The organism is Nevskia sp. (genome assembly GCF_021732705.1).
Classification (GTDB): domain Bacteria; phylum Pseudomonadota; class Gammaproteobacteria; order Nevskiales; family Nevskiaceae; genus Nevskia.
The window spans coordinates 51859-69889 of sequence record NZ_JAKFUM010000008.1 but is presented as its reverse complement, the minus strand read 5'-3'; the positions used below and the strand labels follow the sequence as shown (position 1 = coordinate 69889).

Genomic DNA, 18031 nt, shown 5'->3' with positions numbered 1-18031 from the left:
CGCCGTAAAAAACATGGGCTATATTAAGTCTTGCTCGGGAAGCCGTCATTTCGCCCGACCGCCGCAGTTCGCGAGCGAGGCAGCGCAGGGCCACTCGGGGGCTCGTCAACTGGGGTGCGAGAGGTCATGTCGATCAAGCAGTCGCTGTTTGGAAGAGGGAGCCGCGAGCTGATCGGTCTGGACATCTCGTCCAGTGCCGTCAAGCTGCTGGAACTCGGCAAGCGCGGCGACCGCTACAGCGTCGAGGCCTATGCCGTCGAACCGCTGCCGCCGAATGTCGTCAACGACAAGCAGATCACCGATCCCCGCGCCGTCGGCGAAGTCATCGTCCGCGCGCTGAACCGGGCTGGCACCCGCACGCGGCAGGTCGCCGTCGCCGTCGCCGGCTCCTCGGTCATCACCAAGATCATCGGCATGCCCCAGTCGTTGAAGGAAAACGACATGGAGGAGCAGATCAAGGCCGAAGCCGATCAGTACATTCCGTACCCGATCGATGAAGTGAACCTCGATTTCCAGGTGCTGGGCCCATCGGCTCGCGAGAAGGACACCGTCGACGTGCTGCTCGCGGCCTGCCGCAAGGAGCAGGTCGAAACCCGCATCGCCGCGCTCGAGATCGCCGGCCTGAAGCCGCTGGTGGTCGACATCGAAGCCTATGCGCTCGAGAACGCCTGCCAGTTCCTGACCCATCAGATGCCGGCGCAGGGCGCGGGCAAGACCGTGGCCGTGGTCGATGTCGGCGCCTCCACCACCTCGCTGCTGGTGCTGCACGACCTGCAGACCATCTACACCCGCGATCAGGCCTTTGGCGGCAAGCAGCTGACCGAGGACATCATGCGGTTCTACGGCATGAGCTACGACGAGGCCGGCAAGGCCAAGCGCCTGGGCAACCTGCCGAACAACTACGAAAGCGAAGTGCTGACGCATTTCATCGCCGACATGGCGCAGCAGATCGACCGCTCGCTGCAGTTCTTCTTCGCTGCAGCGTCGCGCCACAACGTCATCGACCAGCTGATCCTGGCCGGCGGCTGCGCCCATATCCCGGGCGTCGATGCGGCGATCCAGAAGCGCCTGCAGATTCCCTGCGTCATTGCCCAGCCGTTCTCGAAGATGTCGATCGGCTCGCGCGCCAAGCCGGCGCAGCTTGGGCAGGACGAGGCGTCGATGCTGATCGCGGCGGGTCTGGCGCTGCGCGCGTTCGATCCGGAGGACTGACGCGCCATGGCCACCAGAATCAACCTGCTCGACTGGCGCGCCGCACGCCGCGCCCGTCGCAAGCAGCAGTTCCTGACCCTGCTCGGGCTCGGCATCGGCGCCAGCGCCGCGCTGCTCGGGCTCGGCTATGTCACGGTCACCGAAGCCGTGGCGCATCAGCAGAGCCGCAACCAGTACCTCAGCACCCAGATCAGCGATCTCGACAAGCAGATCAAGGAAATCCAGGAGCTGGAGAAGGTCAAGGCGAACCTCGTGTCGCGGATGAACGTAATCCAGCAGTTGCAGGAAAGCCGCTCGGCCACCGTCCATTTCTTCGACGAGATCGTCAACACGCTGCCGGACGGCATCTTCCTGAGCTCGGTCAAGCAGAGCGGCCAGAGCGTGACGATCGAAGGCATCGCCGAATCGTCGGGCCGGATCTCGGCCTACCTGAAGAATCTCGATTCGAGCCCGTGGTTCAAGGACCCGAAGCTGGTCGTGATCAAGACCGGCGAGAAGAACAAGCAGCGCAACAGCGAATTCACCCTGCAGGTCACCAACCTGACCAAGGCCTCCGGTGACGAGACGGCCGAGGCCAGCGGCCGGACCGAGGTGAAGCCATGACCGCGCAAGAAGTCTTTGAGGAGCTGCAGCAGCTCGACCTGAAGAACCCGGGGGCCTGGCCGCGCTGGGCCCACATCGGCGCCGTGGTCGTCGCCAGCGTGCTGATCATCGGCGTCGGCGCGTGGAGCCTGATCAAGCCCGAGTATGAAACCTTGGGCGTCGAGGAACAGAAGGAAGTCACGCTGAAGGGCGAGTTCGAGCGCAAGCAGAAGAAGGTCGCGGCGCTCGATGCCTACAAGGCGCAGCTGGAAACGATGGAGCGCGATTTCGGTGCCATGCTGCGGCAGCTGCCGAGCAAGACCGAAGTCGAGAACCTGCTGAATGACATCTCGCAGACTCGCGTCGCGTCGAGCCTCGAGGAGGAGCTGTTCCAGCCGCAGCCGGAAGTGCCGAAGGAGTTCTACGCCGAGGTGCCGAACCGCATCGTCGTCACCGGCAACTATCACCAGATGGGCGCGTTCGTCGGCGGCGTGGCGGCACTGCCGCGCATCGTGACCATCGACGAGGTCGAGATTCGCCCTGCCGGCGGCGCCAACCAGCCCGGCGGCGCGCGCGGCGCGCTGCGGATGAGCGCGCTGGCCAAGACCTATCGCTATCTCGACGAAAGCGAGATCGCCCCGCCCGCCGACGGCAACCGTCCGCGGCCGACCCGCCGGAGCACGCCATGAAGCCGGTGCTGCCGTCGTCGTTGCGCTTGACCGTCGTGGCGCTGGCGGCCGCCGGCCTGCTGGCCGGCTGCAGCCGCGACATGAGCGACCTGCAGGGCTACGTCGCCGAAGTGAAGGCACGGAAGAGCAACCAGATCGACCCGATTCCGCAGATGAAGCAGTACGAGGCGTTCGCCTACGTCGGTCAGGATCGGCGCGATCCGTTCGTCACCGCGCCGAACCAGCGCGAGCGCGGCGGCCCCGGCGACGCGGCCCTGCGGCCGGACGTCAACCGCAACAAGGAACCGCTCGAGGAATTCCCGCTCGATGCGCTGCGTCTGGTCGGCATCGTCACCTTCGGCACCAAGACCTATGCCATGGTCAAGGCGCCGGATTCGGTGATCCACCGCGTCAGCGTCGGTGATCACATGGGCCAGAACTACGGCCGCATCAACAAGGTGGCCGAAGCCGAAGTCACGCTGACCGAGATCATTCCGGACGGTTTCGGCGGCTTCATCGAACGCGCAGCGGCGCTTGCCGCCACCGAGTGAAGCCCATGAACACTCCGACCCCCGGTGCGCTGCCGAGCGCCCTTGTCCGCTGGTCCGTCATTTCCCGAACACGGCTGCACTGGAGCACAACGATGTCGACCGCAACCACCGCCAAGCCGAAAGCGGGTTTCCGCACCGGGCCCGGAGCCCGCACCGGCACCGGTCTGATCGGCCGCGCGCTCGCGCTGATCGCCCTCGTGCTGATGTCGCTGCTGCTGCCGGCGCGTGCCGAGCAGGTGCGGTCGCTGCAGGCGATGGATTTCGTCGCCCTCGATGGCGACCGCGTGCTGCTGACGCTGACCCTGTCGGCACCGTCGCCGGAGCCGACGGTGTTCACGATCGAGAAGCCGGCGCGGCTGTCGCTGGATCTAGCCGACACCACGCTGGCGCTGGCCGAGCGCTATCGCAAGGTCAATGTCGGTCAGGTGCGCTCGATCGCCGCGGCCGAAGCCAAGGGCCGGTCGCGCGTCGTGATCGAGATGACCACGCTGACGCCGCACACCGTCCGGGTCAGCGGCAACAAGGTCTTCCTCGAGCTCGCCGGTCTGGGCGGCGCGCTGTCCGGTGCGTCCAGCCCGGCGCCGGCGGCGCAGCCGGCCCCCGCGCCGGCGCCGGCGCCGGTGGCGGCGACCAACCCCGGCCAGACCCAGGGCCTGATCAGCAACATCGATTTCCGCCGCGGCGAAAAGGGCGAGGGCCGCATCATCGTCACCGTTGGCGACACCCGCAACGCCGTCGATGTCCGCGAGGAAGGCGGCAAGATCATCGCGCGGTTCAAGAACACGGCGCTGCCGGAACGCCTGGCCAAGCGCCTCGACGTGCTCGACTTCGCCACACCGGTGAAGTTCATCGACGCCAGCCGCGACGGCGCCAACACGCAGATCGTGGTCACGCCGATCGCCGCCGGCGACTTCGAGCAGGTGGCGTATCAGTCCGGCAATGCCTTCACGCTGGAACTGCAGCCGGTCTCGCAGGACAAGCTCGAGGAACGCCGCCGCGCCGAACCGCAGTACACCGGCGAGCGGATTTCGCTGAGCTTCCAGAGTGTCGACGTGCGTTCGCTGCTGCAGATCATCGCCGACGTCGCGCAGACCAACATGGTGGTGTCGGATTCGGTGACCGGCCAGATCGCGATGCGCCTGCAGAACGTGCCGTGGGATCAGGCGCTGGACATCATCCTGCGCACGAAGGGGCTGGGCCAGCGCAAGACCGGCAACGTCATCCTCGTCGCGCCGCTCGATGAACTGGCGCAGCGCGAGAAGGCGGAACTGGAGAACGAGAAGCAGAAGGTGCAGCTCGCCGCACTGCGCTCGGAAATCATCCAGGTCAACTACGCCAAGGCCACCGATCTGGCGACCCTGATCAAGTCGAAGGAAAACTCGGTGCTGTCCGATCGCGGCAGCGTCACCGTCGACGAGCGCACCAACACGCTGCTGGTGCTCGAAACCCGCGACAAGCTCGGCGAGATCCGGGCGCTGGTGCAGCGGCTGGACATCCCGGTGCGTCAGGTGCTGATCGAATCGCGCATCGTCGTCGCCCGTTCGAACTTCCAGCGCGATTTCGGCGCTCGCCTCGGCGTCAACGGTGTCCGCACCCGCGATGGCGGCAACGGCGGCCTGATCTCGACCAGCGGCTCCGGCGAAGGCACCAATGCCACCCTGCCGGGCACTGGCGGCTCGGTGACCGGCCAGCCATCGATCGGCGGCAACGCCAGCCTGCCGCGCCCGACCGGCGCGATCGGCGATCGCTACAACGTCAACCTCCCGGTGGCCAACCCGGCCGGCGCCATCGCCCTCGCGATTCTCGGTCGCAACTCCCTGATCGATCTGGAATTGTCGGCACTGCAGTCGGAAGGCAAGGGCGAAGTCATCTCCAGCCCGCGCGTGATCACGGCCAACGGCAAGCAGGCGTCGATCGAGCAGGGTGTGGAAATTCCTTACCAGAACTCGACCTCCAGCGGCGCCACCGCCATCCAGTTCAAGAAGGCCGTGCTGAGCCTGAACGTCACGCCGCAGATCACGCCGGACAACCGCGTGATCATGGACCTCGCGGTCAACAACGACAGCCGCGGTCAGGACGTCAACACGGGCACCGGCGGCACCGCGCTGGCGATCGACACCCGCAAGGTCACGACGCAGGTGCTGGTCGACAACGGCCAGACGGTGGTGCTCGGCGGCATCTACGAACAGACCAACAACGACTCGGTCACCAAGGTGCCGCTGCTTGGCGACGTGCCGCTGCTTGGCGTACTGTTCCGCACCAAATCCAAGATCGCCAACAAGACCGAACTGCTGATCTTCATCACGCCGAAGATCCTGAGCGAGGGCTTGAAGGTCAACTGACGGCGCGGCGTCGTGCGACGCTTCCGGCCGAACCGCACGACGTGGGCAAGACGAGCAACATCTACCTGGTCGGCCCGATGGGTGCCGGCAAGACGACCGTAGGCCGACGGCTGGCCGAGGCGCGGCGCATGGAATTCATCGATTCCGATCAGGTGGTCGAAGCCCGCACCGGCGTCAACATCGCGTTCATCTTCGAGAAGGAAGGCGAGGCCGGCTTCCGCAAGCGCGAGCGCGCGGCGATTGCCGAACTGGCCGAACGCGACGGCATCGTGCTGTCGACCGGCGGCGGCGCGGTGATGGATCCGGACTCGCGTGCCCTGCTCGGCGAGCGCGGTTTCGTCGTCTATCTGCACGCCAGCGTCGAGCATCAGCTGATGCGGACCGAGCGCACCGACAACCGGCCGCTGTTGCAGGTCGGCGACCGGCGTGACACGCTCCAGCGCCTGTTCACGCTGCGCGATCCTCTCTACCGTGAAATCGCCGACCTCGTCGTCCACACCGACGGACGCAACGCCCGCGCCCTCGCGCGCGAGATTGAAGACCACTTCGTCCGCCCCGTCGCCACCGTCCCCGCGTCCGCGTCCTGAACCCTTGACCCGCGTCCTGAAGGTCGAGCTCGGCGAGCGCAGCTATCCGCTAAACATCGGTGCCGGTCTGCTGGCCGATCCGGCGTCGTTCGTGGACCTCAAGGGCAAGCCGCTGCGCGTCGTCACCGATGCCAACGTCGCCGCGCGTTACCTCGATCCGGTGCTCGATGCCCTCGGCCTGACGCGCGAGCACGCCTTCGTGCTGCCGGCGGGTGAAACCCAGAAAACGCTGGCCAACGCCGAACTGCTGCTGGACTGGCTGCTGGCCAGCCGCATCGCCCGCGATGGCGTGCTGATCGCGCTGGGCGGCGGCGTCATCGGCGATCTGACCGGCTTCGTCGCCGCGATCTACCAGCGCGGCATCGCCTTCGTGCAGATGCCGACGACCCTGCTCAGCCAGGTCGATTCGTCGGTCGGCGGCAAGACCGGCGTCAACCACGCGCGCGGCAAGAACCTGATCGGCGCCTTCCACCAGCCGGTGGCGGTATACGCCGACACCAGCACGCTTGCCACCCTGCCGCCGCGCGAGCTGTCGGCCGGGATCGCCGAAGTGATCAAGTGCGGCATGCTCGGCGATTCCGGCCTGTTCGCCCGGCTCGAACGCGACATGGACGCGCTGCTCGAACTCGACGGCACGGCACTGGCTGAAGCGATCGAACGCTGCTGCCAGCTGAAGGCCCGGATCGTCGCGCTCGACGAACGCGAATCGCTGGCCGGCGGCCCGCGCACCCTGCTGAACCTGGGCCACACCTTCGGCCACGCGGTCGAGACCTACACGAAGTACGAGAGCTGGCTGCACGGCGAAGCGGTCGGACTCGGTCTGGCGATGGCGGCCGATCTGTCGATGCGCCTCGGCTGGCTGAAGCCGGACGATGCCGAGCGCTGCATCCGCCTGATCGAGCGCGCGAGGCTGCCGATCCGCCCGCCCGCCGGCATGACGCCGGACGATTTCCGCAGCCTGATGGCGCGCGACAAGAAAGTTGCGGCCGGCAAGCTGCGGCTGGTGCTGATGCGCGCGATCGGTGAGTCCACCACGACTGCGGATTTCGACACGGCCGCGCTCGACGCCACGCTCGCGCACTTCTGCAGCACCGAGCCCGCCACCGAGTCGCGCCCGGCGCTGCCGGTGTCATGAACCTTGCGCCGTACGCCGCGCGCGAAGACCGCACGCGCGGCCGTCGTCATGCCGAGGCGCCCCCGCAGGGCCGCGGCGAGTTCCAGCGGGATCGCGACCGCATCATCCATTCGGCCGCGTTCCGGCGGCTGGAATACAAGACCCAGGTCTTCGTCAGCCATGAAGGCGACCTGTTCCGCAATCGCCTGACCCATTCGCTGGAAGTCGCGCAGATCGCCCGCAGCCTCGCCCGCAGCCTGCAGCTGAACGAGGACCTGTCGGAAACCATCGCGCTGGCGCACGACCTCGGCCACACGCCGTTCGGCCACGCCGGGCAGGATGCGCTCGACGACTGCATGAAGGCCCACGGCGGCTTCGAACACAACGCCCAAAGCCTGCGCGTGGTCGACGAACTCGAAGACAAGTACGCCGAATTCCGCGGCCTGAACCTGAGCTTCGAAACCCGCGAAGGCATCCTGAAGCACTGCTCGCAGGCGCGTGCGGCGACCTTGGGCGATGTCGGCGCGCGTTTTCTCAAAGGACTGCAGCCCGGTCTCGAAGCGCAGCTGACCAACATCGCCGACCAGATCGCCTACAACAATCACGATGTCGACGACGGCCTGCGTGCCGGCATCCTGAGCATCGAACAGCTGCTCGACGTGCCGCTGTTCGCGCGCTTCCACGGCGAAGTCACCGCGCGTTACTCCAGCCTGACGCCGCGCCAGCTGCGCCACGAAACCATCCGCCGGATGATCAACGCGCTGGTCATCGACCTGCAGACCGAAACCGCGCGCCGGCTCGCCGACGCCGCTCCCGCCGACATCGACGCCGTGCGCGAGCACGGTACGCCGCTGGTCATGTTCAGCCCGGCGATGGAGCGCGACAACCGCGACCTGAAACGCTTCCTGTACGAGCACCTGTACAAGCACCATCAGGTCTACCGGGTGATGCACAAGGCCCGGCGCATCGTCCGCGAGCTGTTCGAAGCGCTGTTTGGCGACATTCGCCTGCTGCCGCCGGAGTTTCACGCCATGGCGGACGAAGCCGAAGCCGCCGGCGGCGTGACCAGCCGGGCGCGGGTCGTGGCGGATTACATTGCCGGCATGACCGATCGCTACGCTCAGGACGAACACGCGCGGCTGTACGACTTGAGGCAGCTCCGGTGACCGGTCGTCAGGGTCAGCCAAGCCGCGATCGGTCGCCGACTCGCCTGGCTCGCACCCACGCAAACCGCGCGTGGGGCCCGCTCGGGGGCTCGCGTCGCCATCGCTACGCGCAGGACGAACACGCGCGGCTGTACGACTTGAGGCAGCTTCGGTGACCGGTCGTCAGGGTCAGCCAAGCCGCGATCGGTCGCTTACTCGCCTGGCCCGCACCCACGCAAACCGCGCGTGGGGGCCGCTCGGGGATTCGCGTCGCCATCGCTACGCCCAGGACGAACACGCGCGGCTGTATGACTTGAGGCAGCTTCGGTGAGCGGTCGTGAGGGTCAGCCAGGCCGCGATCGGTCGCCGACTCGTCTGGCTCGCACCTCGCGCTGACCGACCGCTGCCGCGCGTGCACCGGAGACCGCCATGGCCCGCCAACCCCGTCTGACTGTCCCCGGTTACCCGCATCACGTCATCCAGCGCGGCAACAACCGCCAGCCGGTGTTCGTCGACGAGGCCGACCAGCGGCTGATGCTTGACCTGCTCGCCGAGTACGCGGCGCGCGACAAGGTGGCGATCCACGCCTACGTGCTGATGGGCAACCATTTCCATCTGCTGGCGACGCCGTCGACCGAGAAAGGACTGCCGTCGATGATGCAGTCCGTTGGCCGGCGCTACGTGCAGATCTTCAACCGTCGCCACGCCCGTACCGGCACGCTGTGGGAGGGCCGGTATCGCGCGACGCTGGTCCAGACCGATCGCTACCTGCTGGCCTGCATGGCCTACATCGACCTGAATCCGGTCCGCGCCGGTCTCGTCGCGCGGCCGGCGGACTGGCCGTGGTCCAGCCATCGCCATCACATCGGGCAGACGACCGATCGGCTGGTCACGCCGCATGCGCTGTATTGGGGCCTCGGCAACACGCCGTTCGCGCGGGAAGCGGCGTATGCCGATCTGGTGCAGCAGGGCGTGGCGCGCGATCAGCAGGCGGCGTTGACCGAATCGGCGCTCAAGGGCTGGGCACTCGGCACGCCGGAGTTCCTCGACGATCTCCAGAAACAGACCGACCGTCGGATGACACGCGGCCGCCCCGGGCGTCCGAACCGCCAGAAATCGGCCTGATCGGTCCCCTGTTTCCCTGATTAACGTTCAGATTCAGTCGTTTGCCGATCATAAATAATCTGTCCCCAATTAATTGGAAGGCGATGACCCGGCCGAATTAATGTGTATCTGACCCCAATTATTGTGCGGAAATTTGCTTGGCATTTTTGTTGCGGCGCAGTACGCTCCCAGCCCTTGTCCGATTGACTGTCAGGTCCGCCATGTCTCTTCAGCCCGCGTCTTCCGCCGAACGTCTCCACGCCGAGCAGCACGGGCTTTACCGGCAGTCGAACGAACATGACGCCTGCGGCATCGGCTTCATCGCCAACATCAAGGGCGAGAAGGCGCATTCGATCGTCGAGCAGGGCCTGCTGATCCTGCGCAACCTCGAGCATCGCGGCGCGGTCGGCGCCGATCCGCTGATGGGCGACGGCGCCGGGATCATGATCCAGATGCCGGATCAGCTTTATCGCGAGGAAATGGCGAAGCAGGGCGTCGAGCTGCCGCCGCTCGGCGAGTACGGCGTCGGCATGATCTTCCTGCCGAAGGAAAACGCCTCGCGCATCGCCTGCGAGCAGGAAATCGAGCGCGCCGTGGTCGACGAAGGCCAGATCATCCTCGGCTGGCGCGATGTGCCGGTCGACCTGAACATGCCGATGTCGCCGACGGTGCGCGCCAAGGAGCCGGTGATCCGCCAGATCTTCATCGGCCGCGGCCCGGACATCACCGTCACCGATGCGCTGGAACGCAAGCTGTACGTGATCCGCAAGGTCTCCGGCCACGCCATCCGCGCGCTGAACCTGATCCACGGCAAGGAATTCTTCGTGCCGTCGATGTCGGCGCGCACCGTCGTCTACAAGGGCCTGCTGCTGGCCGATCAGGTCGGCGTGTACTACCTCGACCTGCAGGACGAGCGCTGCATCTCGGCGCTGGCGCTGGTGCACCAGCGCTTCTCGACCAACACCTTCCCGGAATGGCCGCTGGCCCATCCGTACCGCCTGATCGCGCACAACGGCGAGATCAACACGGTGAAGGGCAACTTCAACTGGATGCGCGCCCGCGAAGGCGTGATGAAGTCGGCCGAGCTGGGCGACGACCTGAAGAAGCTGTTCCCGCTGATCTACGAAGGCCAGAGCGACACCGCCTGCTTCGACAACGTGCTGGAACTGCTGGTGATGGCCGGCTACCCGATCGCCCAGGCGATGATGATGATGATTCCGGAAGCGTGGGAGAACCACACGCTGATGGATCAGCAGCGCCGCGCGTTCTACGAATATCACGCCGCCGCGATGGAGCCGTGGGACGGCCCGGCCGCGATCTGCTTCACCGACGGCCGCTACATCGGCGGCACGCTCGACCGCAATGGCCTGCGCCCGTGCCGCTTCATCGTCACCGACGATGACCTCGTGGTCATGGCCTCGGAATCCGGCACCCTGCCGATCGAGGAATCGCGGATCACGAAGAAGTGGCGCCTGCAGCCGGGCCGCATGTTCCTGATCGACCTCGAAGAAGGCCGGATCATCGACGACGAGGAAATCAAGGACACCTACGCCTCGGCCGAGCCGTACAAGGCCTGGATCAACCGCGTCCGCATCAAGCTCGACGAGCTGAAGTCACTGCCGCCGAAGTCGCCGCTGGCCGATTTCCCGGCGACGCTGCTCGATCGCCAGCAGGCGTTCGGCTACACGCAGGAAGACCTGCGCGTGCTGATGTCGCCGATGGCGCTGGTCGCCGAGGAAGCGACCGGATCGATGGGCAACGACTCGCCGCTGCCGGTGATGTCGAACAAGCTCAAGCCGCTGTACAGCTACTTCAAGCAGCTGTTCGCGCAGGTCACCAACCCGCCGATCGACCCGATCCGCGAAGCGATGGTGATGTCGCTGGTGTCGTTCATCGGCCCGAAGCCGAATCTGCTCGACACCGCCAACATCAATCCGCAGATGCGTCTGGAAGTGACGCAGCCGGTCCTCGATTTCGACGACATGGCCAAGCTGCGCGACATCAGCGCGCATACCCGCGGCAAGTTCAAGAGCTTCGAGATCGACATCTGCTATCCGGTCGCCTGGGGCAATGAAGGTGTCGAAGCGCGCCTCGCCAGCCTGTGCGCGACCGCCGTCGACGCGGTGAAGGATGGCTACAACATCCTCGTGCTGACCGATCGCAAGATGGACGCGAACCACGTCGCGATCCCGGCGCTGCTCGCCACCAGCACCATCCATCTGCATCTGGTCGCGAAGGGCCTGCGCACCTCCACCGGTCTCGTCGTCGAAACCGGTTCGGCGCGCGAGGTGCACCACTTCGCGCTGCTCGGCGGCTACGGCGCCGAGGCGATCCATCCGTATCTGGCGATGGAAACGCTGGCGGCGATGTCGCAGGGCCTGCCGGGCGAGCTGAGCCCGGACAAGGCGATCTACAACTACAAGAAGGCGATCTCGAAGGGCCTGATGAAGGTCATGTCGAAGATGGGCATCTCGACCTGGATGTCGTACTGCGGCGCGCAGATCTTCGAAGCCATCGGCCTGAACCGCGCCGTGGTCGACAAGTACTTCACCGGCACGCCGTCGTCGATCGAAGGCATCGGCGTGTTCGAGATCGCCGAAGAGGCCGTGCGCCTGCACAAGCTGGCGTTCGGCAACGACAAGGTGCTCGCCAGCATGCTCGACGCGGGCGGCGAGTACGCGTTCCGCGTGCGCGGCGAAGAGCACATGTGGACGCCGGACGCGATCGCCAAGCTGCAGCATTCGACCAAGGCGAACAGCTTCTCGACGTACAAGGAATACGCGCAGATCATCAACGATCAGTCGAAGCGTCACATGACGCTTCGCGGCCTGTTCGAGTTCAAGCTCGATCCGTCGAAGGCGATCCCGATCGACGAGGTCGAACCGGCGAAGGAAATCGTCAAGCGTTTCGCCACCGGCGCGATGTCGCTCGGCTCGATCTCGACCGAAGCGCACGCGACCCTGGCCGTGGCGATGAACCGCATCGGCGGCAAGTCGAACACCGGCGAAGGCGGCGAAGACCCGGTCCGCTATCGCCTCGAAAAGCAGGGCATCGTGATCAAGGACGGCGCGACCATGGCGTCCGTGATCGGCGAGGACCAGGTTGAAGCCGACATTCCGCTGAAGGAAGGCGACAGCTTGCGCTCGAAGATCAAGCAGGTCGCCGCCGGCCGCTTCGGCGTGACCACCGAGTACCTGAACTCGGCCGATCAGATCCAGATCAAGATGGCGCAGGGCGCGAAGCCCGGCGAAGGCGGCCAGCTGCCGGGCGGCAAGGTCAGCGAATACATCGCGCGCCTGCGCTACTCGGTGCCGGGTGTCGGTCTCATCTCGCCGCCGCCGCATCACGACATCTACTCGATCGAAGATCTGGCGCAGCTCATTCACGACCTGAAGAACGCCAACGATCGCGCGTCGATCTCGGTGAAGCTGGTCGCCGAAAGCGGCGTCGGCACCGTCGCCGCGGGCGTGACCAAGGCCAAGGCCGATCACCTCGTGATCGCCGGCCACGACGGCGGCACGGGTGCCTCGCCACTGTCGAGCGTCAAGCACGCCGGCGCGCCGTGGGAACTCGGCATGGCCGAAACCCAGCAGACCTTGGTGCTGAACGGGCTGCGCTCGCGCATCCGCGTGCAGGCCGATGGCCAGATGAAAACCGGCCGCGATGTCGTCATCGCCGCGATGCTCGGTGCCGATGAAGTCGGCTTCGCGACCGCGCCGCTGGTGGTCGAGGGCTGCATCATGCTGCGCAAGTGCCACCTGAACACCTGCTCGGTCGGTGTCGCGACGCAGGATCCGGTGCTGCGCAAGAAGTTCGCGGGTAAGCCGGAATACGTCGTCAACTACTTCTTCTTCGTGGCCGAAGAAGCGCGGCAGCTGATGGCGCAGCTCGGCATCCGCAAGTTCGATGACCTGATCGGCCGCAGCGACCTGCTCGACAAGTCCAAGGCGATCAGCCACTGGAAGGCGAAGGGTCTGGACTTCTCGCGCCTGTTCTACGTGGCACCGAACCCGCCGGGCGAGCCGGCGCACCACGCGCTGGACCAGGATCACGGCCTCGACCGCGCGCTCGACAACAAGCTGATCGCGCAGGCGCTGCCGGCGCTGGAGAAGGGCGAGCGCGTCTCGTTCATCTCGCCGGTGAAGAACTTGAACCGCACCGTCGGCGCGATGCTGTCGTCGGAAGTGGCGCGTCGCTACGGCCACGAAGGCCTGCCGGACGACACCATCCACATCCAGCTTCAGGGCACGGCGGGCCAGTCCTGCGGCGCGTTCCTCGCGCACGGCATCACGCTCGATCTGGTCGGCGCCGGCAACGATTACGTCGGCAAGGGTCTGTCGGGCGGCCGCATCATCGTGCGTCCGAACACCGAGTTCCGCGGCTGGGCGGTCGACAACATCATCGTCGGCAACACCGTGCTGTACGGCGCGATCACTGGCGAAGCCTTCATCAACGGCGTGGCCGGCGAGCGCTTCGCGGTGCGCAACTCCGGTGCCATCGCGATCATCGAAGGCACCGGCGACCACGGCTGCGAATACATGACCGGCGGCACCGTCGTGGTGCTCGGCGAGACCGGGCGCAACTTCGCGGCCGGCATGTCCGGCGGCATCGCCTACATCTACGACCCGGACGGCAAGTTCCAGTCGAAGTGCAACATGGCGATGGTCGCGGTCGAGCCGCTGCTGATCAAGAGCGAGCAGGAAGCCAATGTCGACCGCGCGCTGTGGCACAGCCTGGAGCGCAACGGCAAGAAGCAGACCGACGAAGCGATCCTCAAGTACCTGCTGGAGCGCCACTTCAAGCACACCGGCTCGACCCGCGCCCGCAACCTGCTGGACGACTGGGCGAACGGCCGCAAGAAGTTCGTCAAGGTCTTCCCGCACGAGTACAAGCGCGCGCTCGGCGAGATGGCGGCCGCGGCCGCTGCCGCCGCTGCGAAGAAGGATGCGGTTCCGGCCTGAGGCCGGGACTCATTCCCCCACTCGTCGCTGATCCTGAGCTGACCTGGCGCCGCACGATCCATCGTTATCCGTAGAGAGTTCACCATGGGCAAGACCACCGGTTTCATCGAATTCCAGCGCCAGAAGGAAGGCTATCTTCCGGTTCCGGAGCGGGTGAAGCACTACAAGGAATTCGTTCTCGTGCTCGAGGACGAAAAGGCCAAGACGCAGGCCGCGCGCTGCATGAACTGCGGCACGCCGTTCTGCACGACCGGCTGCCCGGTCAACAACATCATTCCGGACTGGAACGATCTGGTTTACAGCCAGGACTACAAGAACGCGCTCGACACGCTGCACTCCACCAACAACTTCCCGGAGTTCACCGGCCGCATCTGCCCGGCGCCGTGCGAAGCGGCATGCACGCTGAACGTCAACAACGATCCGGTCGGCATCAAGTCGATCGAGAACTTCATCATCGAGAAGGGCTGGGAAAACGGCTGGGTCGTGCCGCAGATCGCGGCGGTCAAGACCGGCAAGAAGATCGCCATCGTCGGCTCCGGCCCGGCCGGTCTCGCCGCCGCGCAGCAGCTCGCGCGCGCCGGCCATGACGTGACGGTGTTCGAGAAGAACGACCGCATCGGCGGCCTGCTGCGCTACGGCATCCCCGGCTTCAAGCTGGACAAGGCCAACGTCGACCGTCGCCTCGAACAGCTCAAGGCCGAAGGTGTCGTGTTCCGCACCGGCGTCTACGTCGGCGGCGGCAAGCTCGGCACGATCACCAACTGGGCCAAGGAAACGATCAGCCCGGACGAGCTGAAAGCGCAGTTCGATGCCGTGCTGCTGACCGGTGGCGCCGAAACCCCGCGCGACCTGCCGGTGCCGGGCCGTGACCTGAAGGGCATCCATTTCGCGATGGAGTTCCTGCCGCTGCAGAACAAGGTCGATGCCGGCGACAAGGTCAAGGCGCAGATCCGGGCCGACGGCAAGCATGTCGTCGTGATCGGTGGCGGCGACACCGGTTCCGATTGCGTCGGCACCTCGAACCGTCACGGCGCGGCCAGCGTCGCTCAGTTCGAGCTGCTGCCGCAGCCGCCGGAAGCCGAGAACAAGCCGCTGGTGTGGCCGTACTGGCCAACCAAGCTGCGCACCTCGTCCAGCCACGAGGAAGGCTGCAACCGCGACTGGTCGGTGGCCACCAAGCGTTTCGAAGGCAAGGATGGCAAGGTCGAAAAGCTCGTCGCCTGCAAGGTCGAGTGGAAGGACGGCAAGATGCAGGAAATCCCGAACTCCGAGTTCGAGATGAAGGCCGACCTCGTGCTGCTGGCGATGGGCTTCGTCTCCCCGGCCGAAGCCGTGCTGAACGCGTTCGGCATCGAGAAGGACGCCCGCGGCAACGCCAAGGCCACCACCGATGGCGAAGGCTGCTACAAGACCAATGTCGAGAAGGTGTTCGCTGCCGGCGACATCCGCCGTGGCCAGTCGCTGGTGGTCTGGGCGATCCGCGAAGGCCGCCAGGCCGCCCGCGAAGTCGACCAGTTCCTGATGGGAAGCTCCGACCTGCCGCGCTAACCTCAGGCCCGTGGTACCGAAAAGCCCGCCTCGCGCGGGCTTTTTGCTGTCTGCCGATAACGTTGTCGAACCGCTGTTCTGCGAACAGTGATCATTGATCAAACCTATTTTTCAAAAGATCAATGCTGCTCCGGAGTGCGGCTTCCGAGCGGCTTTCAAAAAAAACAATATAAACAAACAATTGTTCGCTGAATCTCTAACGACGGTGGCGTTCAGACACGCGGCCACCAGTCGAATTCCGACAATCAAAGTTTCTTTTGCAATCGCTGTCATGCAGTGATATCAATGGCATCGGAAAGCGTGCCCTGAACGGAATGTTGACGTTCATGGAGCTTTCAGACAGTTCATCTTCCGAACAGCTTCTATTTCCAAACTATCCCGTATGCCAGCCGGCTACCTTCGGCGTGCGGAGCGTGCGCGAAAGGTCGCTGGAGCGTTGCTGGACGGGGTGTCTGTCGCAGTGGGTGCGGCCCGCCACAGGTGTGGTGCGGCCGGGAGCGCTGAACCGTGGCACATCCAAGAAAATCGACAAGGAGCCTCACCGATGAAGATGTTGAAACAACCGTTGTTGCGCGCGATCGTCGCCGGCGCGGGCCTGCTGTACGGCACTGTCGCCCATGCCGAGCCGGCGGATACCGCGCCGTCTGCGGATAGCGCGTCGATCCTGAACACCGACCAGGCCGCCGCGCTGGTCGCCGTCAGCGTCATCGGCGAAACGCTGCCGGCCGAGCTGGCGCTGGAGCTGGCCAAGTTCACGCGTGATCTGGAGCAGAACCCGAACGTCGAGCAGGCGCAGGCGATCCGCGACCAGCTCGCCGTGACCGTGACCCGCACCGTGGCCTCGCTCGGCCTGAACCAGTTGCCGGCGCTGAACGGCAGCGCGCTCGGCGTGCCGTTCTCGCCCGGCACCACGCTGCGGACGATCACCGAGCTGCTCGGCACCGCGCAGACCGCCGCGTGGCTGGCCGGCTCGCTGGTGGCGCCGGACCTCGCGCCGTTCCTGCTGCCGCACAACATCCGCTCGATCGCGACCTACGCCCGCGCGGTCACGCAGACCGTGACCATCGGCCGGCCGTTCGTGCTGCTGGTGACGCCGAACGTCCGCGTCGGCGATTCGTTCACCATCCGCACCAACGTCGACACCGATCTGGTCACGCTGGCCGGCATCGATCAGGCATTGGTGAACGACACCATCGCCATCCAGGCACCGGTGGCGGCCCAGTTGGAGATCGTCACCTCCTGCGCCACCACCATCACCGTGTTCGGCGTCAGCCGCTGCCGCACCGTTCGCGTCGCCACGGCGATCAGCACGCCGGATCGCGTCATCGCCACCAACCCGACGTTCCGCTTCGCCTATCCGGTCAACGCCGGCCAGTTCGCGACCCGCGCCACCGGCTCCGACCTGCTGCTCGCCGCGTACGACCGGATCGGCACCGTGCACAGCCGCCGACCCGCAGCCGCGCAGTTCGCAAGCCCGTTCGCGAAGGCGCCGGGCTTCGAGGCGCTGGTGCCGGGCACCTCGCTGCCGGAACTCGCCACGCAGTCTCCGCCGGTGAGCTTCTTCGGCCTGCAGACCACGACCGACGCCGTACTGCTGAACACGCTGACCAACGGTGCCGTGGCCTCCGCCATGCGCATCGCCGGGCTGGAACCGGTCGACGTGCGCCAGCATCCGCCGCGTGCGCCGCAGGGCGTGCTCAGCACCGGCGTCAGCGTGCCGCGTCACGCGCTCGGCCTGACCGCGGGTTATCGCGCCGCGGAAGTGCGGGCGCAGCAGTCCAGCTTCATGTTCGTGCGCTGGCACAACCTCGGCAGCAGCACCGTGACCGATGGCCTCGGCAACGTCGTCGGCGTGCTCGGCCCGAACGCCGTGATCCCGCCGCCACTGGTCCTGCCGTTCGCCTCCGCCCCGGCCACGTTCTACTACGACGTGCCGGCCGGCGAGTACACGCTCAGCAACGCCCGCACCGACGCCCAAGGCGGCGTATTCGTCGTCGACTACGGCGTGGCTGCGGACGCCCCGCCGGTCGTGTTCCCGCCCACCGTGCCATCCCTCGGCGGCGTGCTCGGCGGCCTGGGCGGCGTCCTCGGCGGCGGCACCCTGCCGCAGCTCCCGGTCCCGCTGCCGACTCCGTGACCTGATGTGACCTCGGCACCGGGCGGCACGAACCGCTACCCGGTGCCGAGCCGCCATGACCCGTGATGGGTTCAGGCGGG

Annotated in this window: 12 protein-coding genes; all 12 read left to right on the top strand. The window is 66.2% G+C overall.

The features are described from left to right. The first annotated feature begins 126 nt into the window (after positions 1–126). Positions 127–1212, top strand: coding sequence for a pilus assembly protein PilM (locus QZ951_RS09715; protein ID WP_293000359.1), 1086 nt, complete (start codon positions 127–129; stop codon positions 1210–1212). Positions 1213–1218: 6 nt separating this feature from the next. Further along, complete coding sequence (locus QZ951_RS09710) at positions 1219–1815, top strand: PilN domain-containing protein (protein WP_293000358.1); 597 nt, start codon at positions 1219–1221, stop codon at positions 1813–1815. Next, the gene (gene pilO, locus QZ951_RS09705; protein ID WP_293000357.1) at positions 1812–2483 is read left to right on the top strand and encodes a type 4a pilus biogenesis protein PilO; all 672 of its coding nucleotides are present in this window, start codon (positions 1812–1814) and stop codon (positions 2481–2483) included. The genes QZ951_RS09710 and pilO overlap by 4 nt, the downstream gene beginning before the upstream one ends. Continuing rightward, the gene (locus tag QZ951_RS09700; protein ID WP_293000356.1) at positions 2480–3013 is read left to right on the top strand and encodes a pilus assembly protein PilP; all 534 of its coding nucleotides are present in this window, start codon (positions 2480–2482) and stop codon (positions 3011–3013) included. The genes pilO and QZ951_RS09700 overlap by 4 nt, the downstream gene beginning before the upstream one ends. A 5-nt stretch (positions 3014–3018) precedes the next feature. Then, positions 3019–5355 (top strand): type IV pilus secretin PilQ, encoded by a 2337-nt coding sequence (pilQ, locus tag QZ951_RS09695; protein WP_293000355.1) that lies wholly within the window; start codon positions 3019–3021, stop codon positions 5353–5355. A 41-nt stretch (positions 5356–5396) separates the two neighbouring features. Beyond that, the gene (gene aroK, locus QZ951_RS09690) at positions 5397–5942 is read left to right on the top strand and encodes a shikimate kinase AroK (RefSeq protein WP_293000353.1); all 546 of its coding nucleotides are present in this window, start codon (positions 5397–5399) and stop codon (positions 5940–5942) included. A 4-nt stretch (positions 5943–5946) separates the two neighbouring features. Further along, positions 5947–7077, top strand: coding sequence for a 3-dehydroquinate synthase (gene aroB / locus QZ951_RS09685; RefSeq protein ID WP_293000352.1), 1131 nt, complete (start codon positions 5947–5949; stop codon positions 7075–7077). Next, a complete protein-coding gene (locus tag QZ951_RS09680; RefSeq protein ID WP_293000351.1) occupies positions 7074–8222 on the top strand; it encodes a deoxyguanosinetriphosphate triphosphohydrolase in 1149 nt (382 codons plus the stop codon). The genes aroB and QZ951_RS09680 overlap by 4 nt, the downstream gene beginning before the upstream one ends. Before the next feature lie 408 nt (positions 8223–8630). Continuing rightward, on the top strand, positions 8631–9326 hold the full coding sequence (locus QZ951_RS09675; protein WP_293000350.1) for a transposase: 696 nt from the start codon (positions 8631–8633) through the stop codon (positions 9324–9326). A 200-nt stretch (positions 9327–9526) separates the two neighbouring features. Next, positions 9527–14266 (top strand): glutamate synthase-related protein, encoded by a 4740-nt coding sequence (locus QZ951_RS09670; protein WP_293000349.1) that lies wholly within the window; start codon positions 9527–9529, stop codon positions 14264–14266. 84 nt (positions 14267–14350) lie between these two features. Next, positions 14351–15814: a glutamate synthase subunit beta gene (locus QZ951_RS09665; RefSeq protein WP_293000348.1), complete on the top strand. Its 1464-nt coding sequence runs from the start codon at positions 14351–14353 to the stop codon at positions 15812–15814. A gap of 544 nt (positions 15815–16358) precedes the next feature. Beyond that, positions 16359–17951, top strand: a complete 1593-nt coding sequence (locus QZ951_RS09660; protein WP_293000347.1) for a hypothetical protein — start codon at positions 16359–16361, stop codon at positions 17949–17951. Positions 17952–18031: the final 80 nt, after the last annotated feature.

Bases quoted from the DNA above. Each gene is read 5' to 3' on its own strand.
- QZ951_RS09715 (WP_293000359.1), top strand. From the start codon at position 127: ATGTCGATCAAGCAGTCGCTGTTTGGAAGAGGGAGCCGCGAGCTGATC.
- QZ951_RS09660 (WP_293000347.1), top strand. From the start codon at position 16,359: ATGAAGATGTTGAAACAACCGTTGTTGCGCGCGATCGTCGCCGGCGCG.
- pilQ (WP_293000355.1), top strand. From the start codon at position 3,019: ATGAACACTCCGACCCCCGGTGCGCTGCCGAGCGCCCTTGTCCGCTGG.
- pilO (WP_293000357.1), top strand. From the start codon at position 1,812: ATGACCGCGCAAGAAGTCTTTGAGGAGCTGCAGCAGCTCGACCTGAAG.
- QZ951_RS09665 (WP_293000348.1), top strand. From the start codon at position 14,351: ATGGGCAAGACCACCGGTTTCATCGAATTCCAGCGCCAGAAGGAAGGC.
- QZ951_RS09675 (WP_293000350.1), top strand. From the start codon at position 8,631: ATGGCCCGCCAACCCCGTCTGACTGTCCCCGGTTACCCGCATCACGTC.
- QZ951_RS09670 (WP_293000349.1), top strand. From the start codon at position 9,527: ATGTCTCTTCAGCCCGCGTCTTCCGCCGAACGTCTCCACGCCGAGCAG.
- QZ951_RS09700 (WP_293000356.1), top strand. From the start codon at position 2,480: ATGAAGCCGGTGCTGCCGTCGTCGTTGCGCTTGACCGTCGTGGCGCTG.
- QZ951_RS09710 (WP_293000358.1), top strand. From the start codon at position 1,219: ATGGCCACCAGAATCAACCTGCTCGACTGGCGCGCCGCACGCCGCGCC.
- QZ951_RS09680 (WP_293000351.1), top strand. From the start codon at position 7,074: ATGAACCTTGCGCCGTACGCCGCGCGCGAAGACCGCACGCGCGGCCGT.